This is a genomic window from Mycobacterium scrofulaceum (assembly GCF_002086735.1).
Taxonomy (GTDB): Bacteria; Actinomycetota; Actinomycetes; order Mycobacteriales; family Mycobacteriaceae; genus Mycobacterium; species Mycobacterium scrofulaceum.
In genome coordinates, this window is the sequence record NZ_MVIJ01000065.1 from 1 (window position 1) to 25,663 (window position 25,663).

Annotated in this window: 29 protein-coding genes and 2 pseudogenes; 20 read left to right on the top strand and 11 right to left on the bottom strand. The window is 69.3% G+C overall.

What is annotated here, in order from left to right:
- The 3 genes and pseudogenes from BST44_RS29840 to BST44_RS26015 form a co-directional block, all read left to right on the top strand.
- Positions 1-144 (top strand): annotated as a pseudogene (locus tag BST44_RS29840) (thioredoxin-disulfide reductase); the annotation flags it as partial.
- A gap of 22 nt (positions 145-166) precedes the next feature.
- Positions 167-811, top strand: a complete 645-nt coding sequence (locus BST44_RS26010; protein WP_083179782.1) for a TIGR03085 family metal-binding protein — start codon at positions 167-169, stop codon at positions 809-811.
- Between the two features lie 94 nt (positions 812-905).
- The gene (locus BST44_RS26015) at positions 906-1,721 is read left to right on the top strand and encodes a lysophospholipid acyltransferase family protein (protein WP_083179783.1); all 816 of its coding nucleotides are present in this window, start codon (positions 906-908) and stop codon (positions 1,719-1,721) included.
- Here the strand turns inward: BST44_RS26015 and BST44_RS26020 are convergent.
- Both BST44_RS26020 and BST44_RS26025 read right to left on the bottom strand, forming a co-directional pair.
- Positions 1,718-3,097, bottom strand: a complete 1,380-nt coding sequence (locus BST44_RS26020; RefSeq protein WP_083179784.1) for an FAD-binding oxidoreductase — start codon at positions 3,095-3,097, stop codon at positions 1,718-1,720. The genes BST44_RS26015 and BST44_RS26020 overlap by 4 nt on opposite strands.
- A 6-nt stretch (positions 3,098-3,103) precedes the next feature.
- A complete protein-coding gene (locus BST44_RS26025; RefSeq protein WP_083179785.1) occupies positions 3,104-3,754 on the bottom strand; it encodes a polysaccharide deacetylase family protein in 651 nt (216 codons plus the stop codon).
- 79 nt (positions 3,755-3,833) lie between these two features.
- On the opposite strand from BST44_RS26025, the gene BST44_RS26030 reads away from it, so the two are divergent.
- From BST44_RS26030 to BST44_RS26055, 6 genes are all read left to right on the top strand, one after another.
- Complete coding sequence (locus BST44_RS26030) at positions 3,834-4,457, top strand: TetR/AcrR family transcriptional regulator (RefSeq protein WP_083179786.1); 624 nt, start codon at positions 3,834-3,836, stop codon at positions 4,455-4,457.
- The gene (locus tag BST44_RS26035; protein ID WP_083179787.1) at positions 4,454-6,262 is read left to right on the top strand and encodes an alpha/beta fold hydrolase; all 1,809 of its coding nucleotides are present in this window, start codon (positions 4,454-4,456) and stop codon (positions 6,260-6,262) included. Before BST44_RS26030 ends, BST44_RS26035 begins: the two co-directional genes overlap by 4 nt.
- Before the next feature lie 139 nt (positions 6,263-6,401).
- Positions 6,402-7,535, top strand: a complete 1,134-nt coding sequence (locus BST44_RS26040) for a serine/threonine-protein kinase (protein WP_439330755.1) — start codon at positions 6,402-6,404, stop codon at positions 7,533-7,535.
- Positions 7,536-7,601: 66 nt separating this feature from the next.
- Entirely contained in the window at positions 7,602-7,901 is a 300-nt protein-coding gene (locus BST44_RS26045) for a hypothetical protein (RefSeq protein ID WP_244184948.1), read from the top strand.
- A 331-nt stretch (positions 7,902-8,232) separates the two neighbouring features.
- A complete protein-coding gene (locus tag BST44_RS31130) occupies positions 8,233-9,120 on the top strand; it encodes a hypothetical protein (protein ID WP_244184949.1) in 888 nt (295 codons plus the stop codon).
- Positions 9,121-9,162: 42 nt separating this feature from the next.
- The gene (locus tag BST44_RS26055; protein WP_142274701.1) at positions 9,163-9,567 is read left to right on the top strand and encodes a hypothetical protein; all 405 of its coding nucleotides are present in this window, start codon (positions 9,163-9,165) and stop codon (positions 9,565-9,567) included.
- Between the two features lie 124 nt (positions 9,568-9,691).
- Here BST44_RS26055 and BST44_RS29845 read toward each other — a convergent pair whose 3' ends face one another.
- Entirely contained in the window at positions 9,692-9,877 is a 186-nt protein-coding gene (locus BST44_RS29845; RefSeq protein ID WP_142274702.1) for a hypothetical protein, read from the bottom strand.
- A 246-nt stretch (positions 9,878-10,123) separates the two neighbouring features.
- Here BST44_RS29845 and BST44_RS26060 point away from each other — a divergent pair, with 246 nt between their 5' ends.
- Positions 10,124-11,542 carry a serine/threonine-protein kinase gene (locus BST44_RS26060; protein WP_083179789.1) on the top strand — a complete coding sequence of 473 codons (1,419 nt, stop codon included), beginning with the start codon at positions 10,124-10,126 and terminating at the stop codon, positions 11,540-11,542.
- A 49-nt stretch (positions 11,543-11,591) separates the two neighbouring features.
- Here the strand turns inward: BST44_RS26060 and BST44_RS26065 are convergent, their stop codons facing one another.
- From BST44_RS26065 to BST44_RS26075, 3 genes are read right to left on the bottom strand one after another with little or no spacing between them, the layout of a single operon-like run.
- Positions 11,592-12,596 (bottom strand): NAD-dependent epimerase/dehydratase family protein, encoded by a 1,005-nt coding sequence (locus BST44_RS26065; protein WP_083179790.1) that lies wholly within the window; start codon positions 12,594-12,596, stop codon positions 11,592-11,594.
- A 57-nt stretch (positions 12,597-12,653) separates the two neighbouring features.
- Positions 12,654-13,655: a tocopherol cyclase family protein gene (locus BST44_RS26070; protein WP_083179791.1), complete on the bottom strand. Its 1,002-nt coding sequence runs from the start codon at positions 13,653-13,655 to the stop codon at positions 12,654-12,656.
- Positions 13,652-14,932, bottom strand: a complete 1,281-nt coding sequence (locus BST44_RS26075; protein WP_083179792.1) for a cytochrome P450 — start codon at positions 14,930-14,932, stop codon at positions 13,652-13,654. Before BST44_RS26075 ends, BST44_RS26070 begins: the two co-directional genes overlap by 4 nt.
- Positions 14,933-15,018: 86 nt before the next feature.
- On the opposite strand from BST44_RS26075, the gene BST44_RS26080 reads away from it, so the two are divergent.
- The 5 genes from BST44_RS26080 (at position 15,019) to BST44_RS26100 (ending at position 18,457) form a co-directional block, all read left to right on the top strand.
- Positions 15,019-15,471, top strand: coding sequence for a VOC family protein (locus BST44_RS26080; RefSeq protein ID WP_083179793.1), 453 nt, complete (start codon positions 15,019-15,021; stop codon positions 15,469-15,471).
- A 265-nt stretch (positions 15,472-15,736) separates the two neighbouring features.
- Positions 15,737-16,006: a type II toxin-antitoxin system Phd/YefM family antitoxin gene (locus BST44_RS26085; RefSeq protein ID WP_083179794.1), complete on the top strand. Its 270-nt coding sequence runs from the start codon at positions 15,737-15,739 to the stop codon at positions 16,004-16,006.
- Positions 16,003-16,398: a type II toxin-antitoxin system VapC family toxin gene (locus BST44_RS26090; protein ID WP_083179795.1), complete on the top strand. Its 396-nt coding sequence runs from the start codon at positions 16,003-16,005 to the stop codon at positions 16,396-16,398. The genes BST44_RS26085 and BST44_RS26090 overlap by 4 nt, the downstream gene beginning before the upstream one ends.
- A 174-nt stretch (positions 16,399-16,572) precedes the next feature.
- The gene (locus BST44_RS26095; protein ID WP_083179796.1) at positions 16,573-17,331 is read left to right on the top strand and encodes an SCO6745 family protein; all 759 of its coding nucleotides are present in this window, start codon (positions 16,573-16,575) and stop codon (positions 17,329-17,331) included.
- 175 nt (positions 17,332-17,506) lie between these two features.
- Positions 17,507-18,457, top strand: coding sequence for an SMP-30/gluconolactonase/LRE family protein (locus tag BST44_RS26100; protein WP_158086676.1), 951 nt, complete (start codon positions 17,507-17,509; stop codon positions 18,455-18,457).
- On the opposite strand, the gene BST44_RS26105 is transcribed toward BST44_RS26100, so the two are convergent.
- Entirely contained in the window at positions 18,454-19,299 is an 846-nt protein-coding gene (locus tag BST44_RS26105; RefSeq protein WP_083179798.1) for an SDR family NAD(P)-dependent oxidoreductase, read from the bottom strand. The two genes, BST44_RS26100 and BST44_RS26105, sit on opposite strands and share 4 nt — an antisense overlap.
- Before the next feature lie 110 nt (positions 19,300-19,409).
- Entirely contained in the window at positions 19,410-20,678 is a 1,269-nt protein-coding gene (locus tag BST44_RS26110; RefSeq protein WP_244184950.1) for a hypothetical protein, read from the bottom strand.
- Positions 20,679-20,892: 214 nt separating this feature from the next.
- Between BST44_RS26110 and BST44_RS26115 the strand changes: the two genes are divergently transcribed.
- A complete protein-coding gene (locus BST44_RS26115; RefSeq protein WP_083179799.1) occupies positions 20,893-21,450 on the top strand; it encodes a TetR/AcrR family transcriptional regulator in 558 nt (185 codons plus the stop codon).
- On the opposite strand, the gene BST44_RS26120 is transcribed toward BST44_RS26115, so the two are convergent.
- Positions 21,447-22,616, bottom strand: a complete 1,170-nt coding sequence (locus tag BST44_RS26120; RefSeq protein WP_083179800.1) for an acyl-CoA dehydrogenase family protein — start codon at positions 22,614-22,616, stop codon at positions 21,447-21,449. The two genes, BST44_RS26115 and BST44_RS26120, sit on opposite strands and share 4 nt — an antisense overlap.
- A gap of 117 nt (positions 22,617-22,733) precedes the next feature.
- Between BST44_RS26120 and BST44_RS26125 the strand changes: the two genes are divergently transcribed.
- Positions 22,734-23,171 carry a DUF6636 domain-containing protein gene (locus BST44_RS26125; RefSeq protein ID WP_083179801.1) on the top strand — a complete coding sequence of 146 codons (438 nt, stop codon included), beginning with the start codon at positions 22,734-22,736 and terminating at the stop codon, positions 23,169-23,171.
- Between the two features lie 4 nt (positions 23,172-23,175).
- Here the strand turns inward: BST44_RS26125 and BST44_RS26130 are convergent, their stop codons facing one another.
- Positions 23,176-23,379: a three-helix bundle dimerization domain-containing protein gene (locus BST44_RS26130; RefSeq protein WP_083179802.1), complete on the bottom strand. Its 204-nt coding sequence runs from the start codon at positions 23,377-23,379 to the stop codon at positions 23,176-23,178.
- A gap of 78 nt (positions 23,380-23,457) precedes the next feature.
- Here BST44_RS26130 and BST44_RS26135 point away from each other — a divergent pair, with 78 nt between their 5' ends.
- The 3 genes from BST44_RS26135 to BST44_RS26145 are packed head-to-tail and all read left to right on the top strand — an operon-like array spanning position 23,458 to position 25,533.
- Positions 23,458-24,081, top strand: a complete 624-nt coding sequence (locus BST44_RS26135; RefSeq protein WP_083179803.1) for a TetR family transcriptional regulator — start codon at positions 23,458-23,460, stop codon at positions 24,079-24,081.
- Entirely contained in the window at positions 24,078-24,734 is a 657-nt protein-coding gene (locus tag BST44_RS26140) for an enoyl-CoA hydratase-related protein (protein ID WP_083179804.1), read from the top strand. Before BST44_RS26135 ends, BST44_RS26140 begins: the two co-directional genes overlap by 4 nt.
- Before the next feature lie 34 nt (positions 24,735-24,768).
- Entirely contained in the window at positions 24,769-25,533 is a 765-nt protein-coding gene (locus tag BST44_RS26145; protein ID WP_083179805.1) for an Rv3717 family N-acetylmuramoyl-L-alanine amidase, read from the top strand.
- A gap of 12 nt (positions 25,534-25,545) precedes the next feature.
- Here the strand turns inward: BST44_RS26145 and BST44_RS31135 are convergent.
- Positions 25,546-25,663 (bottom strand): annotated as a pseudogene (locus BST44_RS31135) (cutinase family protein); the annotation flags it as partial.

A 25,663-nucleotide genomic window follows, 5' to 3' on the forward strand; every position in this document is an offset into this window, starting at 1 on the left:
CGCCAGGCCATCACCGCCGCCGGCAGCGGCTGCTCGGCGGCCATCGACGCCGAACGCTGGCTGGCCGAACACGCCGAATCCAGCGCCGCCGCCCGAAGCGACGCCACCGAAATCCCCGGAGAGGATTCCGATTCCGCCGCTTAGCCTTTGGGCTTAGCCTGGACGGATGTCCCGGCCGGCGCTGGACACCCAGGAGCGGCTTGCGCTCTGCGGTCTTTTCGACGAGCTCGGGCCGTCGGCGCCCACCCTGCTCGGCGGCTGGACGACACACGACCTCGCCGCCCACCTGGTGTCGCGCGAACGCGACCCGTTGGCCGGACCGTGCATCGTCCTGCCGGGCCCCTTCCAGCGGTTCGCCGAGCGACGCCGGGTGAAGTTGGCCCGCCGCAACGACTTTGCGCGCCTCGTCGCGCGGATCCGCTCCGGTCCGCCCGTCGGGTTGTTCCGCATCGGCTGGGTGCGCGCGCTGGCGAACCTCAACGAATTCTTCGTCCATCACGAGGACGTCCGCCGGGCCAACGGGCATGGGCCGCGGGACTTGTCGCCCGACATGGACGCCGCGCTGTGGCGAAACGTCCGCCGCGGCGGACGCTATTCGAGCCAACGGTTGACGGGCTGCGGTCTCGAGGTCTCGTGGGCCGGCACCGGCGAGCGGGCGACCGTGCGTCCCGGTGCGCCGGCGGCCCTGCTCAGCGGCCGGCCGGGGGAGCTGTTGCTGTATCTGTTCGGCCGGCAGGGCGCGGCGGAGGTCGCGATCAGCGGGCCGCCCGAGGCCGTCGCGGCGGTGCGCGGCACCCGCTTCGGGATGTGAGCGCAACGCCGGCGGAATCCGCGCGGCAAAACCGGCGTCGCCCCTGACCGGCGGGCGTAGCATCAGCTCACGCTCAACGGCGAGCGAGGGACACATGAGCGACACCCACACCGACTCGACCGACGTCGACAAATGGGACCGCGGTCTGACCGAGCACGTCATCGCGCTGACCCGCCCGATCGTCAAGCACTACTTCCGCTCCGAGGTGCGCGGCCTGGACAACATTCCCCCGGGGCCGTCGCTGGTGGTGGGGAATCATTCCGGCGGCCTCACGACGTTCGACCTGTCGGTGTTCGCCGTCGACTATTACGACGCGTACGGCTACGACCGCCCGCTGTATGCCCTGGGCTTCGACACCATCTTCGCCGGGCTGGCCGGCGAGTTCTTCCGGCGCACGGGGGTGATCCGGGCGACTCGCGCGAACGCCGCCAAGGCCCTGCACGCCGGCGCCGTCGTGCTGGTCTTCCCGGGCGGCGACTTCGACGTCTACCGGTCGACCTTGCGGGAGAACACCATCGACTTCGACGGGCGAACCGGCTACATCACCACGGCGCTGGAGGCCGGCGTCCCAATCGTTCCGGCCGTCTCGATCGGCGGGCAGGAAAGCCAGTTGTTCTTGAGCCGCGGCCGATGGCTGGCGCGTGCGCTCGGGCTCACCAGGCTGGAGCGCAAGCTGTTCCGAACCGACATCATGCCGATCTCGATCGGCTTCCCGTTCGGGCTCAGCGTCGTGGCGCCGGTGAACATGCCGCTGCCCACCAAGATCGTCACCGAAGTCCTGCCGCCCATCGACATCGTTAAGTCCGCCGACGCCCACGACGTCAAAGGGCTCGACGCGCACGTGCGGGGGGTGATGCAGCAGGGTCTGAAAAAGCTTGCCGCCCAGCGTCATTACCCGGTGATCGGTTAACCCCCCGCGAACAGCACGTCGGGGTTGAGGATGCCCGCGGGGTCGAAGCTCTTCTTGATGCGGCGCATCAGGTCGACCTTGACCGGGTCTTCCAGCTCGAGGTAGTACGCGGTCTTGGCGCGGCCCAGGCCGTGCTCGCCCGAGATGGCTCCGCCCAATTCCATTGCCAGCGCGAAGATGTCGGTCATCAGCTTCTTGCGGGTGTCGGGGTCCTTGCAGAAGATGGCCAGGTGCACGTTGCCGTCGCCGGCGTGTCCGCAGCCCGCCGCGGCGCCGCCCGCGGCCGCCGCCAGGCCACGCGCGGCGGACAGGAACTTCGGCATCGCGCCGCGGGGCACCACGGTGTCGATCAGGTCGTCGGCGCCGACGGCCTTCAGCGTCCAGAACGCCTTCTCGCGCGCCTCGATCAGCTTGCGCGCCGAACCGCCTTCCAGCACATAGGCGTCCACGGCGCCCAGCTCGGCCAGCAGTTCGCCGGCCTTCTCGACGTCCTCGTCCAGCCGGTCGGCGGTCCGGTTCTCGAGCGCCACAACCAGATACGCGTCGCAGCTGTCGCGAACACGGTCGGGGACGCCCAGCTCGAGGTTTTGGGTGTGCACGAGGGCGGCCATCGTCACGTTGTCGATGTACTCCAGGATGTAGGGCGCGAGGCCGCTTCTCACGATCTTGGGCACCGCGGTCATGACCTGGTCGAAGTCGGCGAACGGGGCGAGCACGGCGGCGTTGTGGTCGAGTCGCGGGTGCAGCTTGACGGTCACCTCGGTGGCCAGGGCCAGGGTGCCCTCGGAGCCGACGATGAGTTGGGTCAGGTCGTAGCCGGTGGAGATCTTGGCGATCTTGCCGCCGGTGCGGATGAGTTCGCCGGTGGGCAGAGCCGCCTGCAGCCCGAGCACGTTCTGGCGGGCGATGCCGTACTTGACCGCGTTCATGCCGCCGGCGTTGGTGCCGACGTTGCCGCCGACGCTCGACGACAGCTCGCCGGGGTGGACCATATAGCGCAGGCCGGTGCCGGCGGTCGCGGCGTCCAGTTCGGTGAGCGTGACCCCGGGCTGCACGACAGCGACCTGGTTGGTGGTGTCGACCTCGAGGACGGCGTTCATGCGCTCGAAGGTGATCAGCAGCCCGTCGGCCCGGGGGATGGCCGCGCCCGACAGGCCGGTCCCCGACCCGCGGGCGGTCACCGGCACGTTGTTGTCCGAGGCGGCCTTCAGCAGCTGCGAAACCGCCTCCGCGCTAGTCGGTTTGGCGACATAGGCGGGCCGTTGCGGCGGCTTGGTCAACACCTCGTCGTGCCAGTAGTCCTCGGGGATGGCGTCGGCGGTCAGCAGGTTGTGCCGGCCGACGATTTCGGCGAACCGTGCCGTCATGTCGCTCATGAAGGTTCACCCTATTCCCGTGGTGAGGTGATCGAGGGGCGCTCGGATCGCGCCGCGGAGGATCGGCACGCAGTCGTCGGGGAGCTCCGTGGTGACCTCCACGCCGGCGGCATCGAGTTCGTCGAGAAACCGAGGGAGCTGGTCCATCGCGCCGGTGGGTAGGTCGTGCAGGACGACGACGGTGTGCCGGTGGTCGCGGGTGTCGGCGAGCGCCCGGTCGGCCCATCCGTCGGGGTCGGCCCAGTCGCGCGGGACGCTGTTCCACAGGACGCAGGTGTACTGCTCCGCGACGAGGTGGTCGATCGCCGTCTGATTCAGGCAGCGCTTGTCGAGCCCGCCCTCCGTCCCCCACGGCCGGAAGTAGCGGTCGGGGGCGCGGAAGGCGTCCAGAAGCTCTTGCGTGTGGCGGATTTCGTGAAGGGTATCCGCCGCGGAGAGCTCGCCGAGCGGGCGGCCGTGGGTGAAGGAGTGATTGCCGATCCGGTGCCCCTCGCGCGCGGCGCGTTCCAGCAACCGACGTCCCGCCGGGGAAGAGACGTTCTCGCCGACGACGAAGAAGAGGGCTCGCACCCGGCGCTCGGCGAGGGCGTCGAGAACCCGATCCGTGACGCCGGGGGTCGGGCCGTTGTCGAAGGTCAGCGTGATTTTCGGTCGCATCAGTCCCCAGCCTACCTTGCCTGACTGATCGATCAGACAGTATGGTGGCCGGAAGCGGATTCGAAGAGACGAGGCGACCTTGACCGCGGCAGTGTCCAAGCCCGAGCAGCCCACCGGCGACGCGCGGCGGCGCATCCTGCAGACGACCATCCAGTGCTTCTGCGCGTACGGCTACGAAAAGTCCTCGATGAAGCTGATCTCGTCGAAGGCCGGGGTTTCGCAGACGCTGCTGCACTACCACTTCGAGACCAAGGAGAAGCTCTTTCAGGCGGCGATCGACGACATGGCCAAGCGCATGTTCGCCGCGGCGTCGGGCCAACTGCCGCACGGGGTGTCGGTGCGCGAGGGCCTGACCGAGGCGGCCGGCCTGATGTACGCGCTGTTCATCGACAACATCGACGCGGTGATGTTCATGGTGGAGTTCGCCGCGGCGGCCAACCACAACGAGTTTTTGCGGATCGCGTACGTCGACTATCGCGACACCCAGCGCCGGCAGCTGGCCGGGGCGCTGCGCGGCATTGTCGGTGACGACGCGCCGCAGTCCCTGATCGACGAGTCGGTGCGACTCTTCGAAACCGTGCTGCTGGGCATGTCGATGCAGCGACCGTTCGTCTCCGACACGTCGGGCTTCCGCCGCGACTTCGACGCGTTCGCCCGCATGCTCGCCGACCGCATCACCGAAGGATTGGAACCCAGGCGATGACCCGCAACCTCACCGACCAGCCGATGGTCGAAGACGCCGTGACCGGATCCGGGGGCAGGCGAATCTTCGTGCGCCGCTACGACAACCCCACCGCCGACTACGTGCTGGTGCTGGTGCACGGCACCGCCGGCAACAGCGAGAGTTACGACGCGTTCGCCGAGCACATGCGGCGCAACTACCGGGCGGCCGTTTATTCGTTCGACCTGACCGGGCATGGCCGCACCGAGGGGGAGCCGGGCGTGTTCCGCTTCGAAGACTTCCTCGAAGACACCCGGGCGGTCACCGATTACGCGGCGCGGCGCACGTCGCTGCCCGTCGTCCTGCACGGCGCGAGCCAGGGTGGGGAAGTCGCGTTCCACGCCCTGGACGCGTGCCCGGCCGTGACGGCCGGTGTGTGCATGAACATCCTGCTGAACGACGAGGTGCCGATGAGCCCGGCGATCCGGCTATTCCGGTCGCGCCCGGCGACGTGGGCGGCCGGGGTGATCGGGGATCGGCTGCGGGTGCCGCTGCGGCGGGTCATCGACTTCAAGGCCGCCTATCAGGAAGACCCCGGGCTGCTGGACACCAAGAAGAACGACCCGTACTACGTCTGGCGCTACGGGCTCGAGAGCTACCACTCCGTGTTCAACTACGTGCCGCCAAAACCCGCCGCCGCCAACACCAAACCCGTCCTGATCACCTGCGGGGAGCACGACGAGATCGTCGGTGCTGAACACTGCCGGGCATGCTTCGAGCGGATCGGCGGGACCAAGGATTTCTTCGTGATGCCCGGCGGCGGCCATCAGCTCATGCTCTTCGACACGACCGTGTACAGCCGGGTGGTCGACTCGTGGATCCGGGAGCGCGTGCTCGGGCACGCCCCGTCGTGGCAGCCGCCGATCGAGCCCGAGGAGCGACGGTACTTCGAGTTCCTCGACCGCGAGCGGGCCAACGACACGAAAGGCGAGCCCGAGTACCGCTACTCGCTCATCGACCGCGCGCTGATGCGGATCTGCAACGGCACGATCGAGCGCGGGGTGCGCTACTTCTCCAACGCCGAGGTCAGCGAGCAGTGGCGCTTCACCGCCGACCTCGTCGGCGAAATCGATTACGCCGCCTGGGACTTCCTGCGCGACTACCTGCCGGCCGTAGAGCGCCCGAGGATGGCGGTCGTCGGGTGCGGCGGTGGCGGTGCGATCGAGGGTTTGCTGGAGCGGTTTCCGGAGTTGGGCCAGTGGGACGTCGTGGGCGTCGACGTCGACTACAAGTCGATCGACGCGGCCCGCGGGCGCTTCGCCGGCCGGGCCGGGGTGAGCTTCGTCGTCGGCGACGCGCGTGAGCCGGAGGTGTTGGGGGAGAACCGATTCGACCTGGTGTACCTGCACGGGGTGCTCGACCACTGCACCGAGCACCGCCGCCTGATGGACAGCGTGTTTCGCGCGCTGAGGCCGGGCGGCCGGATGTTCTACGTCGCGCCCGACCGCAACGTGTGCACGTGGCTGTGTTTCGTGACGGTCGGCCCGCTGTTCGTGTTCGGCCTGCACAAGCCGAACCACGACTTCCGGCGATTCCCCCGCCCCGCCGAATTGACCGCCCTGCTCGAGCGGGCCGGCTTCGAGCGGCTGCCCAGGCGCGGCCGGCCGGACGCCCCCGCCGTGGTCGGGGTCGAATACAAGTCGGGGATGAACCCGTTCCCCGTCAAGAAGTCGGTGCGCCATCGCGCCCTCGGCGAGGAGATCTTCGAGCACACCGAGCCCCGGTGGTGGCTGGGGAACGGCTTCGTCGGCGAATACGCGGGGGCCGTGCAAAAACCGGGCGGGTGACGGGCGGCGAGTCGGAGTTTCGATTTCCCAGCGTTTGGTTAATCCGGGCCAACAGGGGGAGTCAGCATTCCGACAGGAGATCGACACGGACCTCCAAGGAACTCAGTCGTACCGCGGCCAGGGCAACGGCGGATCGCCCCTGGCCGCGGGTGAGCGGCTGGGCGGCGGCCGGTACGAGCTGCGCGGGGTGCTCGGGCGCGGGGCGATGGCCGAGGTGCGTGACGGGTGGGACCTGAAGTTGCACCGGGCCGTCGCGATCAAGCTGCTCTATCCCGGCGTGGCCGACCGGCCGGACAGCCGGGTGCGGTTCGACACCGAGGCGCGCGCGGCCGCGCGGCTGACCGGCTCGCACGTCGTGGTGGTGCACGATGTCGGCGAGCATTACGGGCTGCCGTTCATCGTGATGGAACGGCTGCCGGGGGTGTCGCTGGCCGACCACATCGCCCGCGGACCGCTGGCGCCGCCGTTCGTGCACGCCGTTCTCGACGGCGTCCTGGACGCCCTGGCCGAGGCGCATCACGCCGGCGTGCTGCACCGCGACGTCAAGCCGGGCAACATCCTGTTCACCGCGGCGGGCGAACCCAAGCTCGCCGACTTCGGCATCGCCAAGACGTCCGGCGCCGCCTACACGCGGGCGGGCGAGGTGGTCGGCAGCATGGCCTACCTGAGCCCCGAGCGTCTGACGGGCAAGCCGGCCACCGTGCTCGACGACCTGTACGCCGTCGGCGTGGTCGGCTACGAGGCGCTGACCGGGCGGCGGCCGTTCCCGCAGGAGGACCTGGGCCCGCTGGCCCACGCGATCCTGCACGACACGCCGCCGCCGCTGGCCGCGCTGCGCCCCGACGTGCCCCCGGCCCTGGCCGCCGCGATCGAGCGCGCGATGGCCCGCGACCCGGCCTGGCGGTTCGACCGGGCCGCCGCGATGCGCGCCGCGCTGGCCGGCGCCGGCCCGCGGGCGAGGCCCGCGCGCACCCGGGTGATGGCGGCGCCGCCGCCGGCCGTGCTCACCTACACGCCCGCCGCCGCGCCACCCGAGAGTCCCCGCCGCAAGTGGTGGATCGCTGCGATCGTCGCCGCGTTCGCGCTGGCGCTCCTCCTGTTGGCCATCGATCCGCCGTTCTCGGCGCCGCCACCGGCGCCGGCCCCCACGACCACCACGCCGGTGCCGCCCCCGACCACGACGACCACACCCAGCAGCACCCCGCAGCCGGCGCCACCGCCGGGACCCCCCGGTCATCCTGGCAACAAACACAAGGGCGGTCACGGCGGCTGATTTTGCCGGGTGCCAGGGGCGTCTGAGTGACTGGCAGGCGCGTGACGTGCAGCCTACGCTCGCACTGTGCGGCAAACGATGCGAGTGGACAGCGCCGGGATCAGGGCTATGGCGGCCCGCTGGGGTGCATTGGTAGACGGTCTAGACGGCACGGCCGCGCCGACGGGGCTGGGGTTGTCGTGTCAGCCCAGCGCGGCCGCCGTCAACGGTGCCCATGTTGATGTCGCGGCGTTCACCGCGGGATTGGCCGCGCAGGTGCGTGCACGCGCCATCGCCGTCGGTCAAGCCGCTACGCGCTACGTTGCGAACGAAGCTGAATCTGCCACCGACTTCGCTGCGGTAGCTCCCTCGGTGACCAGCGTGTAGCGATGGCGGTTGGAGGGGCTCCAATCTGTCGGCGCTGTTAGCCTGGCCCACCGAGCATCTCACCGAGGCGGCCGCTCACTGGGAGGCCGTTGGCGAGCGTAACTATGGGGTGGTCCACCAGGTCTGGCGAGACGGCGCCTCGGTCGATTGGCGCGGCGAAGCCGCCGACACGTTACGTAGCGCGACGCATGCCGACCTTCAAGCCACGAGCGCGGCCGTCGACCAGCTACAGGCGGCAACCCGGGTCGCTCGCAGCGGGGCCTCGGATCTGTATGCGGCCCGGTCCCGAGTTCGCTACGCGGTAGACGACGCTCGTTCAGCGGGATTCGAAGTGGGCGAGGACCTTTCGGTCACCGACCGCGCGGGTGGCGGGTCAGCCGCGGAGCGGGCCGCCCGGCACGCCGCAGCACAGGCCTTTGCCGGCGAAATCCGTCAAAGCGCCGCGCAACTGATTGGCCTGGATCAGCAAGTCGCCGGCAAAATCACCGTCGCCGTGGCCGGAATCCGCGACACGTTCCCGCAACATCCCGCCTCTATCGCCACTCCGCCAGCCCGCAATGGCCATATCTCCGCGGTCGATCGCGTCTGGAAACAAGACGGCGGCAACAGCGGACCGAGTCCCGGGCCTAGCGGCGGCCCCAGCGGTGACGATATCCGCGGGGTACTCGACAAACTCCCGGTCGGGAACCAACCGTTCGTCAGAGAAGTGCGCTCAGCAGAAGACCTTCAGAATCTGTGGAAGTGGGCCAAACAGCACGGCGTGGAGATTCCGAATGGCTACGGTGACGCCAGCAAAGGAACCCGCTACCGGCTACCCGACGGCACCACGATAGGGCAACGTTGGACTGCAGGGTCCAACGGAAAAGCTGCCTTAGACATCGACATTCGCGATCAAGGCGGCTACACCAAAGTCCACATCAACCCGCGAGGGGGCGTACCGGAAATACCGGCACCTTATCCACGGCATGCAGGCCCGTCAGCGGTCGGGGAACCTGCTGTCACCCCGCAGACACCGGTCCGTGCGCCCGTCGAAGCGCCGCCGCCTGTTAAACCCGCCCCCGGCGCCCCAGAGGGCGGGGGAGCAATGCCAGGCTTCGGCGGGCTGCCACCTAATTCGCCCGCAACAGGTCCTCACCCCATCCATATCCCGCACACCTTGGACCACAAGTGGCCGTTGCTAGGCGAGATCCCCGAAGAATTCGAAGGCCCACAAGAATGACGACCGAGGTCGGCGACTACCAGCTGTGACAATGGAGACAACATGACACAACCCGATGATCGCGGTCACGGCGAGGCCGAGCGCAGCGCACAGGATCGTTTGCGTAGGCGGCTGTTATTCGATGCCGTCGGAAACTGTCTACCAATGGCGCACGTCACATCGGTCATGAGACGCGAACAACTCGCCGACACTGTCGCTGCGCAGCAGGAACTGGTTCTGCGCACAATTCGATCGTTGCTCGACGACGGCCTCATGAAGATCGGCGACATACTCGGCGCTTCCGATGAACGAGTGGTGCCTTGGGATCTCTCGATCGATGCCGCCATGGAGCGCCTCCGCGACCTTTTCGTCGGCCACTACGACGAACCCACGCTGTGGGATTTGGCGGTCTGGCTCCAATTGACACCCGACGGCGAAAAACTGGCCGAGTCGCTGCCCGACGGGTAGTAGTTCGACCGTTGAGCGCAGCCCGGCAGCCGGCGCCCCGCCGGGTCCCCCCGGGAAGAGGCCCAAGGGCGGGCACGGCGGCTGACTTCGACATGGGATCGGTAGCCGGACGGCCGTTATGTGCTTACGGCATGAACGAGAAGTGGATGGCCGGCGCGTCGCTGACGGCCGGCATCGGGGTGGGGCTGGCCGCGGGCGTCGCGCAGGCCGACCCGTATGGCCACGTCGGCGGGAACTGCCCGGCCGGGCACACGTGCGGCATGTGGTGCCCAGGCGAGCGCGTCCCGGACAACTTCATCAATTGGGGCATGGGCGTGTGCCACCTCTACTACTACGACTACCTGGCCTGGCCGACGCCGACAGCGGGGCCGTCTACGGGTGGCCCAGCGGCCCGATCACCCCGACCCCGCGGGCGCCGGCCGGGCCGCCCGCCGTCAACTGCGGCCTGTTCTGGTGCCCGGTGCCGCCGCACGCGTGAGCCGCCGCACGTTAGGTGGGCGCCGAATTCGGGAACCCGCCGGGCTAGACGTATTCGACCCGGCGAAAGGACTGCCGATTGGCCTCGCGGCTTGACACCCGGTTCGGCCCCTACGAGCTGCGCTCGCTGATCGGGGCGGGCGCGACCGGCGAGGTCTACCGGGCGCACGACACGGTCAAGGACCGGGTGGTCGCGGTCAAGCTGGTGTCTGCCGAGGTCGCCGCCGAACCCGGCTTCGATCACCGCTTCCGGCGCGAGTGCGGCCTCGCGCAGCGGTTGCAGGAACCGCACGTCATCCCGGTGCACGACTTCGGCTCGATCGACGGGGTGTTCTTCGTCGAGATGCACCTGGTCGAGGGCGGCAGCCTCAGGGACCTGCTGCGCGAGCGGGGGGCGCTGGAGCCGCCGCGGGCCGCATCGATCGTCGCGCAGGTGGCGCGGGCGCTGGACGCCGCGCACGCCGCCGGGCTGGTGCACCTGGGGGTTCGGCCGGAACACGTGCTGCTGACGCGCGATCACTTCGCGTACCTCGTTGGTTTCGGCGTTCCCGACGCTTCTCGCGCGTATCTGGCGCCCGAGCGGTTCACCACCGGCCGGGTCGGGCCGCAGACCGACGTGTACGCGCTGGCGTGCCTGCTCTACGAGTGCCTCACCGGGCAGCCGCCGTTCGAGGGGGATGCGGAGGAGCTGAAGCGGGCGCACATGCTGTCGCCGGCGCCGCGGCCCAGCATTATGCGACGCGGTATCGGCCGGGCCTTCGACGACGTGATCGCGTGGGGCATGGCCAAGCGGCGGTCGGCGCGGTTCGCGTCGGCCGGGGAACTCGCGCGGGCGGCCAGCGAGGCGGTGTCGGAGGTGTACGAGCCTTTGGCGGTCGGTGCCGGCGCGGCGCCGCTTCGGACCCGGCCGTTCGAGGCGGTCTATCCGAATCCCGAGGACACCGGCTTCAGCCCGTATCCGATTGATGAAGTGCCTTCGCGGCCGCCGCATCGGCCTTGGGGTGGCCGGGTGCCGCTGGTGCTGACCGGGGCGGCGGTGGCGCTGGTGATCGCCGGGCTGGTCGTGGCGCTGGTGTCGGCGTTCGTCGACCACGGCGCGCCGCCCGAGGCGTCCGACGCCTCGCCCGCGCCGTCGAGTTCACCTCCGCCGAGGACGCCGACGCTGTCGGCTCCGGTGCGCGGCGCCGACGGGCTGGGGTTCGTCGGCGAGCCGGCCCGTTGCGACCCGGGGAACCCGCCGGCCGCGGTGGTGCGCACCGCCAAGTCGCTGGCCGTGGTGTGCGAAAACCTCAGCGGCGACTACTACTATCGCGGCGAGCGCCTCCGCGACGGCGCCCACATCGAGCTGTCCAACGCGGAGCGCGTCGGGGAAGGGTTCGACGTCACGAATCCTTTGAACGGCGTGCGCTACGAGGTCCGGCCGAATCGGCTGCGGATTTTCAGTGGCAGCCACGTCGATTCGTCGGAGCCGGTGCTGCAGTACGCGACGGCGACGTAATCACCAGGGCCGCAGCGCCTCTCGCTCCGGTTGCCGGCGACTTCCGGCGTTACGGCGCGAACGGGGCTTCTTTTCCACTGCGGGGCGCGAACGCTGCGAGGATCGCCTCGCGCGGCGAGCGCCAGGTCACCCCGAGCTCGGCCAGGGTGCGGGAGTCATCGGTCGGTGTCGCCGCGGTGAGCAGTTGGGCCGCTTCGAAGCTGAAGCCGGCCCCGAGCGGCAGTCGGTCTCCGACGGCGTCCGCGATCCTGCCCAGGGCCCGAAACATTGCGCCGCTCAAGGGAATTCGCCTGATGTGACGCCCGGAGCCGGCCTCGAGCGCGCCGATCATCTCGTCGAAGCTCAGCAGCACGCCGCCGCACACGTACCGTTTGGGGCCGCGGCCCGGCCGCATCGACGCGACATGCACGTCGGCGACGTCGCGCACGTCGACCATCATCATTCCGGCGTTCCGCAGTCGCGGCGCCACACCCGCGCGGATAATCGGCGCCCAGCCCTGTTCGGTGATGCCGGGGGCCGTCGCCAAGGCCGGACCGACCACGCTGGACGGATAGGTGATGACAACCGGCGCGCCCTCGTCTTGCAGCCGCCGGGCGGCTCGATCGGCGTAGCCCTTGGTCTTTGCGTAGGCCGACCTTCCCGCCGCGGTCGGGGTGTCCGGCCCGATCACTGCGACCGCCGGTGAGAAGAGGGAGCTGTAGCTGTTGATCGTGACGATCGGGTCCAGCCCGCGGTCGTGGGCCTGCCGCAGAATCGACTCGGTCGCGAACGCGTTGATATCCCACATCAGGTTCTCGCGCCGGTTGTCGGTCCCGACCACGCTGGCGGCGTGCAGCACGGCGTCACAGTCATTCAGGAGGGTCGCCACGGTCTCGGACTCGCGAACGTCGCCGGTTAACACGGTTATCGAGCCGAGTTCGGAAAACCTGCGCAGCAGTTCGGGATTGTCCCAGCCGGGCTCGGCCAGCAGCCGCACCTGATGGCCGGCGTTCAGTAGGCCACGGACGACGTGCGCACCGAGGTACCCGGTGCCCCCAGTCACTGCGATCCGCACGAGTTCGTGACTCTACCGGGCGGTGGCGGGTGGCGCGGAGCCACACCACGAGCCGGGCTATGCCGGCCGGCTGCCGACCTCCAGGCCGGCCAGCTCGCAGGCGCCGTCGAACACCACCCGGCCGTACTCCCGCACCCTGCAATGCAATCGGCCGGCGAGGTGCTCGAAGTCGGTGTCGATGTTGCGCCGCTGCGCGGGCAGCGGCACCGGTAGGACATGCGGATCCGCGCGGGTGCCGTCGCCGTCCAACTCGATCTGGTAGCGCAGTGTGCGTGCCGACACGGCCCAGTGTCCGTCGCCGACGTCCGCTCGCACGGGCGCCGGCGGGGTCACCCGGATGACCCGGTCACCGAGTCGCACGACGACTCCGGTGACGTCTTTGCGGATCGGGCCGAGCTGAAGCAGGCCGCCCGAGAAGGCGACCGAGACGTCTTCGTCGCCGAAATCGTGGGCCTGACCCCACCACCAGCGCTCGGGGAAGCCGGCACCCCAGTTGCGTTCCGTGTACAGCCGGGCGTCCCTGAACGACCAGTTTCCTTCGCCGAATTTGACTGTGCCGGTGGCCTTTCCGCCGAGTCGGTAGGGATGCCAGTATTGGTTGAGGAACGGGACCGAAGCGAAGACTCCGCCCCCGCCAAAGGCCTTGGGCCAGTTGAACGGATCGGCGAAATGCAAACCGAGGTGGACGCCGTCGAGGTCGATCTGGAGCCGACCGAGGCTCGCCGCCAGTCGGCAGTCCGGAGCGGTCCCGGCGCGCACCGAGAACGTGGATGATTCGGCGTGGGCGCCGTCCACGGCCGCGGAGCGCACGACGCCGCCGGGGTGCAGCGCGACCGCCACGGTGGCCCAGTCGCCATCGCGGTGCCGGTTCACGCTGCACAGCGCGACGACGACGCGACCCGAGTCGGCGTCGGTGAGGCGCCAGAACCAGCCCTCCATTTCGGTGCCGTGCGACGGCACCGGATCGCCGAAAGGCACGTCGGCGCCGGTGCGGCGATAGGCATGGACCAGTGGCTTGGCCGCGTTCGCCGCGATCCAGCGCAGGTAGGAGGCGGTCATCTGGCGTGTGTGGTTACTGGCATCTCGCCCCGCTTAGTCCCGGGGGTGAAGGTGACCGGCAGCGTGCCCAGGCCGGTCATGCTCGGGTTGCCGAGGTATTGCTGGACGTTTTCGACGTCGACCTGGTAGTCGGGGATGCGGTCGAGGACGACTCTGACCATGACCTCGGCCATCAGTCTGGCGAGGTGTGAGCCGATGCAGCGGTGCGGGCCGAGCCCGAAGGCGACGTGGCGGTTGGGTGCGCGGTCCAGGATGATTTCGTCGGGGTTTTCGAATTCGTTCTCGTCGTGGTTGGCCGAGAGCCAGCTGATGACGACTCTGTCGTTCTTCCGCAGGAGTTGGCCGTCGAGTTCGACGTCGTGAGTGACTGTGCGGCTGAGGGTTTGGTTGACGCTGAAGTAGCGCAGGAATTCGTCGGTGGCGGTGCGGTAGAGCTCGGGGTGGTCGATGAGTTGTTGTCGCAGGATTGGATGAGTCCCCAGGTGGTGGAGGGTGAGCGCGGTTTGGGAGGTGGTGGTGTCGACGCCGCCGCCGATCAGGTTCCAGAGGATGTTCAGCAGCTGTTCGTCGGTGAGGCGGTGGCCGTCGAACTCGAACTGAAGCAGGAAGCTGGTGAGGTCGTCTGTCGGTTTGGCCCGTCTGCCGGCCGCGTACTCGAGGACCTCTTCCATCATCTTCGGGACCTTGGCGATGGCGTCGAGGTACTCCGGGCTGTCCTGCGGGACGGCCATGACGGAGTGGAAGAGGTTCGCGTAGAGGTGCCAGTTGTCCAGCGGCAGGCCCATCAGCTTCATGGTGAGGATAGCCGGGACCGGGCTGGCGTAGTCGAGGACGAGGTCCATCCGCCCGTCTTCGATTTTGTTGTCGAGGAACTCGTGCGCCTTCTGTTCCATGAACGGCTTGAGCCGTTGCACGGCGCCGGGGGAGAAGAACGGCGCCAGCGCGTGCCGGAGGGCTTGGTGGTAGGGGCCGTCGACCTCGCCGATGCCCAGGGCCGGCTGCCCTTCGGGGCGCGGGACACCCATCTCGCCCTGGTAGTCGACGCCGTCTTGCGCGTTGGGCTCGTACTTGTGGGCGAAGGTGTGGTCGTCCCTGGCCGTGCGGCTGACCGCGTCGTAGCTGCTGAGGAACCAGAAGCCGCCGTAGTTCTCGTTCCAGGCGACGGGGCATTTGTTTCGGAGCTCGGCGTTGATGGCGTTTTCGTTGAGGTTGAACGCGTCGGAGTGGTGGTCGAAGTCGACGATGGCGTCGTCGGTGACGTCGGGTCGGGTTGTCATCTGGTCGGTCCTCCACCGCGGCCGGAGGTGCTTTTTGCACTATCTTTGCATTATTACGCGCGTGGGTTCCGTCGAGAAAGGCCGCGATGAGTAGTCACCGGACGACCTTCAACCACGTCGGATTGTGCGTCTCCGACCGCGAGCGGTCCCGGCGGTTCTACGAGAACGTGCTGGGGTTTCAGTTCTGGTGGGAGCTAGATCCGCCCGACGGCCCCACCGCCAAGCTGGTCCAGCTGCCCGAGCCGCTCGGGGTGCACGCGACGTACTTGGTGCGCGACGGCTTTGTGCTCGAGCTGATGGACTACTCGAAGCGTCAGGTTCACTTTGGCGGAGAGCGTGTCATGGATCAGGTTGGGCTGACGCATATCTCGTTCTCGGTGTCCGATCTTCCCGGCGCGTTGGCTCGAGTGGCTGAGTTCGGGGGAGCCGTGGTTGATGAGACGGTGACCGAGGCGATGGCGATGATTCGGGATCCCGACGGGCAGCTGCTGGAACTGCTTTCGGACGGGTGGCTGTCGGCGTTGCCGCCTCGGCCGTAAATCGGCGGCGAGGCGCACTTCCCGCCGCCGAGGATGCCACGCGAATGGCGAAGCGGCTGAGCATCTCGCCGACGTAGCTGACGGTGGAGGCAGCGCCCCGAGGTTGGCCGCCAGCCGCGCAGTGCCGCAACTGAACTCGAAGATGCGTCCGCTCCGGTCGTAGACATGGCGGGCGTGGCTGAGGATACCGCCGGACGTGGCCCGCGCAGAGTGGGTGGCCAGTTCAGGCTAACGCGAGAAACTAAATAGTGCTACTGTGTAGCACATGGAAAGGATCGGCGTCCGCGAGCTCCGGCAGCATGCGAGCCGCTACCTGGCCAAGGTGACCGCCAGTGGAGATCCCATCGAAATTACCGAGCACGGGCGTCCGATCGCCCGGCTCGTCCCCATTACCGACGATCCGTGGGCGGACATGGTCGCTGCCGGGGAAATCACGCCGGCCGCAGGTGGCGGCAGCGTTCGGGACATGGAGCCCATCGCAAGTGATTTCGACGCCTCGGGAGAACTCGCCGACCTGCGCGCCGCGGAGCGATGAAGACGTACCTCGACACCTCGGCACTGGTCAAACTGGTTGTCGCCGAAGACGAGTCGACGGCTCTGCAAGAGTACTTGCGTGCGGTCGCTGCCGACACGCTCTTCACCGCGGCACTTGCCAGAACGGAGCTCATCCGCGCGGTCTCCGGCGCCGGGGCCGGGGCGGTAACTCAAGCTCGCCGCATCCTGGACCAGCTTGACACCATCAACCTCACGCGGGGTCTGCTCGACGCTGCCGCCGACTTGCGCCCGGCCCGCCTGCGCACGCTCGACGCCATCCATCTCGCCGCCGCCCAACGGGCCGGAACGGATTTGCGCGCAGTTGTCACCTATGACAATCGTATGGCGGCAGCGGCCGCCGATTTGGGCATCGTCATCGAAGCGCCGGCGTAACGCGAGCTCGGCGGACAAGCGCGCGGAGGGCTAGCGGCTGCTCGAGAAGTGCCGGTGTCTGGCGCTTGGAGAGCCGCCGGTGTCAGCGTGGGCACTGTCGAGCGCCAGGAGTAGCGTCGACCCACGCAGCATGGGACACCGGCGTGAACCGATTGCCTGACAAGGAGAAAAGCCATGAGCCACAACGAGGTGCTCGAAGCCGCCGTCGCGGCTGGTTCGCCCATCGAACAAGCGGTCGCGGTGTTCATGCTGCATCCCGAGACCCTCGCCGAGAGCACCGCGGCCGGATACCAGAACCCGATCGCCGGGTACGTTGCCGGCCGCGCAGGAGTGCTGGGCGAGGCCACCGCCGTCACGGTCACGTCGGTGTTCGTGGTGTTCGAGCCCAACCTCCTGCGGGGCCTGTGGGAGGAAGGCATCGCGGTACGCGGGGCGGCCGCGGCGGCCGAGCTGTACTGGGAACAGGTCGCCGGCTTCGGCCGTAGACACCTGGCCGGCGCCGACGGGCTGGACCGCATCGCGGCGCTGGGGGAAAAGATCATCGCGGCGGCACCAGACGCGGGCCTGCCGCTGTATGCCGGATGGCGCACCATGCCGCTGGCCGACGACGCGCCCGCGCGGGCGCTGCAGGTCATGCAGATCCTGCGGGAGCTGCGCGGCGGTGTGCATTTCAACGCCCTCACGATTTCGGGTATCACCCCCGTCGAGGCGCACATGCTCAATAAGGGGCGCCAGTACGCCGCGATGTTCGGCTGGCCGGAGCCGTTGGCCGACGGCGCGGACAAGAAGGAGCGCTACGCCGAGGTCGAGGAGGCGACCAACCGCCGGATGGCCGAGATTTTCGCGGCCGCGCTCACTCCGGACGAGGCCGATGAACTCGCCCGGCTCAGCGCCGGCGCCCTGGAGTCGCTGAAGGCCAGCGCCGCGACCTGAACGGCTAATTGCCGAGGCGGGACCGGTGGGTCGCGCCGGATTTGTCGCTGGAAAGTCGTTCGAAGGCGGGCGTTTGCACCATACTTCCCCAGCGGTCATCGCTGCGAGCGGTGTGACGTCCGCGCGCTAGCCTGACAGTCGGCTTTCACATGCCCGCGAGGTAACCATGAGCGAAATGGCAGCAACCCCGATCGAGCTGACTGATCTTCTCCCTTTCGGCCGCGGCGCCGACCGCCCCGAACACGTTGTGGTGGCTGGTGATGGCCGTGTCTTCGCCTCCGATAAGGCCTCTGCCGTCGCAGAACTCATCGGTGAGCACACAGTTCGTCACATCGGGCAGGCGGGCGGCGAGCCGAACGGAATCGCGCTCGATCGCGACGGCCACTTTCTGATCGCCAATTGGGGCTTGGGCGTGCTGCAGGATCTCGACCCTACGACCGGCGCGATTACGGCGGTGCTGAGCGGAGCGCTCGACGGACGTCCGCTGCGGTGGTTGAACTTCGTCCTCGTGGATTCGCTTGGGGCGTTGTGGTGTTCGGTGAGCACCACGGCGGACGATCTCATGGACACTATCGCCCACGGCACAGCCGACGGGTTCATCTTCCGCGTCGCACCGGATCGCCAATCGGCCCGCGTGGTCGCCGATGCCGTGAGTTTCCCCAACTGCATGGCGCTGGACCGCAACGAGGACCACCTCTATGTGGTCCGCACGCTCACCGCCGACGTGGTGCGGTTCCCGATCGAAGGCGAAACACTTGGCCCCCAGGAGCAATACGGCCCGTCGCTGGGGGGCCGGCGCCGCGACGAGTACGGCCCCGACGCCAGCCGCCTGATGGCCGACCCCGAGGTCGGCCGCCGCTGGGGCATGGCCGATGGGTGCGCGTTCGACGCCGAGGGAAACCTCTGGGTCACACTCGTTCTCGCCAACAAGATCGTGGCGATCCACCCGGACGGCCGAGCTACAACCGTGATCGAAGACCCCGACGGTGCGTTATTGAAAGGCCCGACCAGCATCGCTTGGGGCGGGCACGACATGCGCGACATCTACATCGGCTCGATCACGGCCCCGTACGTCCTCAAGGGCAGAAGCTCGGTGCCGGGCATGCCGCTGATCCACCAGCGCTAGCCCGACGGCCCGGGCCTCATGAAGTCCGGCATCGCCGACTCCGGGTCCGAAGGGATCATCGACTCGCCCAGCCCCCACAGCTGCCGAATGGTCGCACCGCCGTCCACGACGAGCGTCTGACCGGTGATCCGGGCGGCCAGCTCGGAGGACAGGAACAACGCGGCGTTAGCGATGTCGTGCGCGCGGGGCGCTGCCAGCGGGTTGATCCCGTTGACGTTGTACTCACCAGGAGGCTGGTCCTCATTGCCGGTGCCCACATTGCCCGGTGCGACCGCGTTGGCGCGAATGCCGTAGCGCCCCAGTTCATCCGCGAAGGTCTTGACGAGCGAGATGACGCCGGCTTTGGCGGCGCCGTAGGCGGCGTGGTAGGTCGCCGAGGCGATGCCGTCGACCGACGCGATCGCCACCAGCGATCCGCCGGTGCGCTGGGCGATCATGTACCGCGAAGCTGCTTGGAACAGATAGAAGACCTGGGTCAGGTTGTAATGGATTGCCGCGTCCCACAATCGGGGGGTGAAGTCCTCGACCTTCGACCAGGTCGCGCCACCGATGATGTCGACGCACACGTCGATACCGCCCAGCGCCGCCTCGACGTCGTCGATCGCTCGGCCGACCTGCTCGGGGTCGGTCATGTCGGCGACGATCGGGACGGCATGACCGCCGTGGGCGACGATCTCGCCGGCGATTTGCTCCGCGCGCTGCTCGTCGATGTCGATGCACGCCACCGAGGCACCCGCTTCGGCCAGGGCCAACGAGGTGAACCAGCCGTGGCCCGCACGCTCGGGGATGTAACCCGCGCCCGACACCACCGCACGCTTGCCGGACAGCCCCAAATCGATCACGCCGACCTCCTTTACGGGCCGAACGCCGTTGATGGCGGACGGCCGTACTGGTGGAGTATCGAGGCGGCCTCGACCACAGTCAACGACACACAGCGCGAGTCACCGCGCAATCAGCACGCCGGCTGGTGTCCCTCAAGGCCGGTCGCCCGAGACGGTTCCTCGCTGCGTCCGCCCCGGAACGGCCCGACGACCTGCCCGCCCAAGTACACGACCCCCCGCCCGGCGGCCACCAGCACGCGGCCCGTCACGCTTCCGACGGCTTCCAGAGCCGCGACGGCGGCATCCAGCACGCTCGGGATGTGGAAGTCCTCCCACGTCTCCACCTGGTGCTGGCGCGCCTTGGCAAAGCGGTCGAGCTCCTCGCGCAGCGCACCCCGTTGCCGAGAAAGCTCGCGCACCGCCCAGAAGCGGAAGCCGTCAACCGCCGCGGTCTGCCCGAACCGGTCGAGCACTTCTTTCGCGCTCCGGTAGATGTCGAGGTCCTCGCGCAGGTGATGGTCGACGAGCCCGCGAGCCTCGTCGATCGCCCGCAGCAGCTGATCCGGCTCGGTGGCCTCGATGCGCGCGAGGTTCAGCCGCTGCCACTTGTGCAGCGCCTCCTCCGCGATCACCAGCAGGCTCAGGGTGTCGCCAAGCCGGTTGTCGTCGATGGCATTTCGCAGCTTCGAAGCGCGCTGCTGCACGCCCAGGGTGTGGTCGAACGAGGCCAGGATGCGGCTCACGTGGTTGCGCAACTGCTCGACGGCGACGTTGAGCGCCGGCCCCAGCGCGGACACCGAATCCCAGTACGCATCGGGCAGCGACCCGTACTTCTCCAGCGAGTCGACCATCCGCGAGACCGTCAGGCTGTTGCCCAGGACGTCGCCCGCGCGCTGCGCCCGGGCCACCTCGAGCACCGCCTCGACCTTGTCCTCCACCCGCCGGACGGCGTCCTCCACCTCGGCCACCGCGGACTTCAACGCCATCTGCACCGCGAGCATCTGCGCCGACAGCATCACTTCGGGGCCCAGCAGTTCCGGCCGCCACTGCAGCTGCGCCAGCAACTGGCCGGCGTCGACACCGGTCGTCAGCCGGAAGACCCCGTCGGCGACGGGAACCAGGTTGCCTTCCCTCAGCGCGTCCACGGTGTCGCGGTGCAACTGGACGTACTTGCCCGAGTCGGCCAGGAACGAGGCCAGTCCGACAAGCCCGCTCGCGAGCGCGGCGCTGTCGATCCCGGCGACGCGTACGCCCTGGCCGGCAATGGACCGCAGCCGGGCCAGGTAGGACTCGACGGCGGCGGGGTCGCCGCCCAGCAGCAAAGACTCGTCCTGCAACGCCACCACGACCTCGTCAACCCCGGTCGTCGCCGACAGGTCGGACATCTCGGTTGTGCTCACGGCACCCCCTGATCCTTCGGCACCCCAGCAAGCATGCCAAGAGTTAACAGGAATTTGTCGGCTAGCAAATCCGGACATTACACGCATGCCGTAGCAGGACCCCGCCCTTCGCCGCGTGTTTGGCAGGAATTCACCCGGGGCCAAAACCGCTCGACGCCGCGCGCGCGGCGCACCCCGGCCGGGCGGGCCGCGCCCACCCGTAACCTTGCACGATGTGGCCGCACGCAAGCCCCCGCGCCTGACAGTCGAGGACTGGCTGCAGGCCGGCTACACGCTGCTCGCCGAGCAGGGCGTGCGCGCGCTCAAGGTCGAGCGCCTCTGCCAGCAGGCGGGCGTCACCCGCGGCAGCTTCTACTGGCACTTCGACGACATGGACAGCTACCGCGCCGCGCTCGTCGAATCGTGGAACACCTTCCTGGAAAAGGACCGCCGGTCGCTGGCCGAACTCGACGCGCTGCTCCCGCGGGCACGCCTGTCCGCCATGATGGCCGCGCTCACCAGCCCCGGGCACTGGACTCTGGAACGCGCGATGCGCGAATGGGCCCGCACCGACCCGGCCGCCGCCGCCAACATCCGCGCCGCCGACCGGCGCCTGCTGCGCGCGGTCACCAAGGCCTACGGCGACTACGGCTTCAACCCCGAGGACGCCAAACTGCGCGCCGAGCTGACCTTCGCCGCCGGCATCGGCCTGTTGCACCTGGCCGGCTCGGCCCAGCAGGCGCAGCAGATCGCGCAGCGGGAACGCTTTCTCGAGCTGATGCTCAAGGACTAGACCATCGCGATCGGGGAGATCTTGGCGCCAATCGCCAACGCCCCGGCCAACTCCCGGCTCACGTCGTAGTCGAACACCACGTGCCCGGCCGCGATGTCCACGTCGCGCTTGAACCGCTGCAGCGGGTTGGACAGGAACTGCGCGCTGGCCCCGGAGGCGTCCAGCAGGTCGGCGATGACCGCCCGGCTCTCGTGCACGGTGTGGGCGGCCGCCAGCCGCGCCTCGGCCCGCACCGCTCGGGGCACCCGCTCGCCGGCGGCCACCATCCGGTCGATGCCCTCGGCGGTCTCGTCGACCAGCGCCCGTAAGGCCCGTAGCCGCACCCGCGCGCCCGCCAGCCGGATCTGGGCCGCGGGCTGATCCTTCTGCGCCGCACCGCTATACGCCAGCACGCGCCCGCCGAGGCGCTCGGCGAACAGCTCGGTGACCCGTTCGGCGGCGCCGAGCACCGGCATCGACGCCACCAGCGCCAGCGCGGGCACCATCGGCCACCGGTACGTCGGCGCGTCATGGGCACGCGCGCCCGGCGCCGTCCCGGCGTAGATGTCGGCCACCGCGACCATGCGGTGCTCGGGCACGAGCGCGTCGGTGACGACGACGTCGTGCGAGCCGGTGCCGCGCATGCCCGCGGTATGCCAGGTGTCGACGACCTCCACCCGGTCGGCGGGCACCAGCACCAGCGCCGGGTCGATCCGGTCCGGCCGCTCGACGAGCGCCCCGACCATCACCCAGTCGGCGGCCATCGCGCCGGTCGCCCACGACCACCGGCCCGTCAGCCGGACCCCGCCGTCGGCCGGGACGCCGCGGCCGGTGGGGGCCAGGGGAGCGGGCGCCAGCACCGGCCCCGAGGCGAACACCTCCTCCTGCACCCGCAGGTCGAACAGCGACAGCATCCAGTTGTGCAGGGCGTAGAAGCCCAGCGTCCACGCGCTGGACGCGCAGCCGTGCGCCATCCGCCGAATCGGTTGCAGCAGTTCGGGAAACGGCGCCTGCAGGCCGCCGAACCGGGCGGGCAGCAACAGCCGGAACAGCTCGGTCTCCCGGAACTCGGCGACGGTGGCCGCGGGCAGCCGGCGCAGCCGCTCAGCCTCCTCGGCGCGCTCGGCCAGGCGGGCCACGAATTCGTCGGTGATCCCGTACGTCGGGCGAGCGTCGACCGCGGACATGGCGCCGACCGTACCATACTATTTTGTACGGTCATGTAACCGGTTCGAGCAGAGCAACTCTCACCCAAGGTTGCCGGCGCCCTGTTCACCCGGGCCCAAAGGGACTACAACTTCACCATGGACGCGAAAACGCTCGCGGCGGTCCCGGTCGTGGCGGCCATCACCGCACTGGGGCCGCCGGCGGTCGCGGGCGCGGACCCGTTCTACCAGTTTCAGTCGCCCTCAGGCGACGTCACCTGCGTGATGGCGGCGTTCCAGAATGACACGCCCGTGGCGTCGTGCGGCGTTGCGAACCCCACCTACGTCATGCCGCCCCGACCGCGGTCGTGCGAGGGGGCGTTCGGCGATCAGATCGACCTGGTCCAGGGCAGCTCGCCCGCGATGGTGTGCCACACCGACACCACCCGCGGCAGCGGACTGCCGACGCTCCAAACCGGCGAGACCCGTTCCGTCGCATCGCTCACCTGCACGGGCGAGCCCGCCGCGATCACCTGCACCGACGCCGGCACCGGCCATTTCTTCCGCATCTCGCGCGCGGCCTACACCCTGAAGTAGCCGGCTAGTTCGACCGCTGCTTGAGCTGCTCCCGTGCGTTTTTCTCCACGAGCAACGGGACGAAATCGCGCACGCGGCTGTGGGCGAACCGGGCATGTTCTTCGCGGACGAGGGCGTCGACGACCTTCGGCGAGACCCCGGGGAAGTCGTCGACCAGTTGCCGCTCGATGTCCGCCAACAGCATCTCCTCGTTGACCTCAGTGACCATGCGAAAAGAGTTCCCGATCGCCGCCGGGCGTCAAACGAGGCAACCATAACAGAGCAAAAGCTCTGTTATGATGACCGGATGCCGCGCCCCCGCGTCCACGACCAGGATCGGATCCTGGACGCCGTCGAACGGCTGGCGGTGCGGTCCGGGCCGGCCGCGGTCACGATCAGGGCCGTCAGCGACGCGACCGGCGTCTCCAACGGCGCGCTCTATCACACGTTCGGTTCGCGGGCCGGGCTCGTCGGGCGGGCGTGGCTGCGGGCCGGGCACCGATTCCTTTGCGCACAAAGCGAATTGATCGGCGCCGCACCCGACGGGGACGGCGTGGCCGCCGTGGTGGCGGCGGCCGAGGCGCCGGCGGTTTTCGCCGCCAGCCACCCGGAGTCCTCGCAGCTGCTGCTGACCGTGCGCCGCGAGGAGCTGCTGGGGCCGCAGACCCCGCCCGACATCGCCGCGCAACTGCGGGACCTGGACCGGTTGCTGGTGGACACGATGATCCGGCTGGCCCGCCTGTTGTGGGACCGCAAGGACGCGGCGGCCGTCGACGTCGTCACCGCCTGCGTCGTCGACCTGCCCACCGCGCTCCTGTTGCGCCGCAACCGAATCCACGATCCCGACGCGCGAACGCGGTTGCGCGCCGCGGTCACGGCCGTGCTCGGCGCCGGGGCGCCCCGGCGCAAAACCAGAGAGGACACGACATGACACCGACGGTCAGCTGGGACGACAAGATCGCGATCCTGCACCTGGGCGACGACGAGAACCGGTTCTCCCCGGACTTCCTCGACGCGATCGACGCGCGGCTCGACGACATCGAGCGGGCCGGCGCCCAGGGCCTGGTCACCACCGCCGGCGGCAAGTTCTACACCAACGGCCTCGACCTGGACTGGCTGGGCGCCCACGCCGACCAGACCCAGACCTACGTCGCCCGGGTGCAGGCCCTGCTGGCCCGCGTCCTCACCTTCCCCATGCCGACCGCCGCCGCGGTGACCGGGCACGCGTTCGGCGCCGGCGCCATGCTCGCGATGGCCCACGACGCGCGGGTGATGCGCGCCGACCGCGGGTTCTTCTGCTTCCCCGAGGTCGACATCCGCATCCCGTTCACCGACGGCATGGCCGCGCTGATCCAGGCCAAACTGACACCCCGCGCCGCGGTGGCCTCGATGACGACCGGGCGCCGGTTCGGTGGGGAAGAGGCCGCCGAATTAGGCATCGTCGACGTCACCGCCGCCGAGGGCGCGGTGACCGCGGCGGCGGCCGACCTGCTGCGCCCGCTGGGCGGCAAGGACCCGGGCACGCTCGGCGCGATCAAGCAGACCATGTTCCGCGCCGCGGCCCGCGCGTTGACCGACGTCTGAGCGGTCCCGCGGCGCTGATTGTTACCATCGCGCGATGCGCGACCACCCAGGGTCGGGACCCGTCTCGCGGCGCGACCTGCTGAGATTCGCGCCGGCGCTGATCGGTGCCGGGGCGGTCATGTCGGCCCCGCGCGCGGCGGCCGGGCTTGTCGGGTCCGCGGTGTTCCTCGACCCGGGCCACAACGCCGTCAACGACGCCTCCATCAACCGGCAGGTCCCCAACGGGCGCGGCGGGACGAAGGCGTGCCAGACGTCGGGCACCGCCACCAGCGACGGCTATCCCGAGCACGCGTTCACCTGGGCGGTGGTGGCGCTGATCAGCGAATCGCTGAACCAGGTGGGCGTCCGCACCCAGATCTCCCGCCCCGACGACGACTCGGTGGGCCCCTGCGTGGACCAACGCGCCGCGGAGGCCAACGCGATGCGCCCCGACGCCATCGTCAGCATCCACGCCGACGGCGGACCCGCGTCCGGCCGCGGGTTCCACGTCAACTACTCGAGCCCGCCGCTCAACGACGTGCAGGCCGGCCCCGCCGTCCGGCTGGCCACCACGATGCGGGATGCGTTGGCGGAGGCGGGGTTTCAGCCGACCAACTACATCGGTGCGGGCGGGCTGTACGGCCGCGCCGACCTCGCGGGGCTGAACCTGGCCCAATACCCGGCGATCCTGGTTGAACTCGGCAACATGAAGAACGCCGACGACGCCGCGCGGATGCAAAGCCCCGACGGCCGCGCGAAGTACGCCGCCGCGGTCACGCGCGGCATCGTCGCCTACCTCAACGGGCAAGCCGCCCGGTAGCCGAGCGGTCGCTCAGCCGCCGAAGCCGCCGGTGGATACCTGGGTCGCGGGGCCGCCGGTCCCCCCGTCGAGGTGGCTGGAGGCGAAGGCGACGCCTTTGTCGATCATGGCGCCGTCGTCGGCGTAGGTG

Coding starts and splice junctions, on each gene's coding strand:
- BST44_RS26100 (WP_158086676.1), top strand. CDS start 17,507: ATGGCAGCAACCCCGATCGAGCTGACTGATCTTCTCCCTTTCGGCCGC.
- BST44_RS26075 (WP_083179792.1), bottom strand. CDS start 14,932: ATGACAACCCGACCCGACGTCACCGACGACGCCATCGTCGACTTCGAC.
- BST44_RS26080 (WP_083179793.1), top strand. CDS start 15,019: ATGAGTAGTCACCGGACGACCTTCAACCACGTCGGATTGTGCGTCTCC.
- BST44_RS26070 (WP_083179791.1), bottom strand. CDS start 13,655: ATGACCGCCTCCTACCTGCGCTGGATCGCGGCGAACGCGGCCAAGCCA.
- BST44_RS26125 (WP_083179801.1), top strand. CDS start 22,734: ATGGACGCGAAAACGCTCGCGGCGGTCCCGGTCGTGGCGGCCATCACC.
- BST44_RS26130 (WP_083179802.1), bottom strand. CDS start 23,379: ATGGTCACTGAGGTCAACGAGGAGATGCTGTTGGCGGACATCGAGCGG.
- BST44_RS26020 (WP_083179784.1), bottom strand. CDS start 3,097: ATGAGCGACATGACGGCACGGTTCGCCGAAATCGTCGGCCGGCACAAC.
- BST44_RS29845 (WP_142274702.1), bottom strand. CDS start 9,877: ATGCCCCAATTGATGAAGTTGTCCGGGACGCGCTCGCCTGGGCACCAC.
- BST44_RS26055 (WP_142274701.1), top strand. CDS start 9,163: ATGACACAACCCGATGATCGCGGTCACGGCGAGGCCGAGCGCAGCGCA.
- BST44_RS26140 (WP_083179804.1), top strand. CDS start 24,078: ATGACACCGACGGTCAGCTGGGACGACAAGATCGCGATCCTGCACCTG.
- BST44_RS26120 (WP_083179800.1), bottom strand. CDS start 22,616: ATGTCCGCGGTCGACGCTCGCCCGACGTACGGGATCACCGACGAATTC.
- BST44_RS26010 (WP_083179782.1), top strand. CDS start 167: ATGTCCCGGCCGGCGCTGGACACCCAGGAGCGGCTTGCGCTCTGCGGT.
- BST44_RS26025 (WP_083179785.1), bottom strand. CDS start 3,754: ATGCGACCGAAAATCACGCTGACCTTCGACAACGGCCCGACCCCCGGC.
- BST44_RS26015 (WP_083179783.1), top strand. CDS start 906: ATGAGCGACACCCACACCGACTCGACCGACGTCGACAAATGGGACCGC.
- BST44_RS26085 (WP_083179794.1), top strand. CDS start 15,737: ATGGAAAGGATCGGCGTCCGCGAGCTCCGGCAGCATGCGAGCCGCTAC.
- BST44_RS26095 (WP_083179796.1), top strand. CDS start 16,573: ATGAGCCACAACGAGGTGCTCGAAGCCGCCGTCGCGGCTGGTTCGCCC.
- BST44_RS26145 (WP_083179805.1), top strand. CDS start 24,769: ATGCGCGACCACCCAGGGTCGGGACCCGTCTCGCGGCGCGACCTGCTG.
- BST44_RS26135 (WP_083179803.1), top strand. CDS start 23,458: ATGCCGCGCCCCCGCGTCCACGACCAGGATCGGATCCTGGACGCCGTC.
- BST44_RS26090 (WP_083179795.1), top strand. CDS start 16,003: ATGAAGACGTACCTCGACACCTCGGCACTGGTCAAACTGGTTGTCGCC.
- BST44_RS26035 (WP_083179787.1), top strand. CDS start 4,454: ATGACCCGCAACCTCACCGACCAGCCGATGGTCGAAGACGCCGTGACC.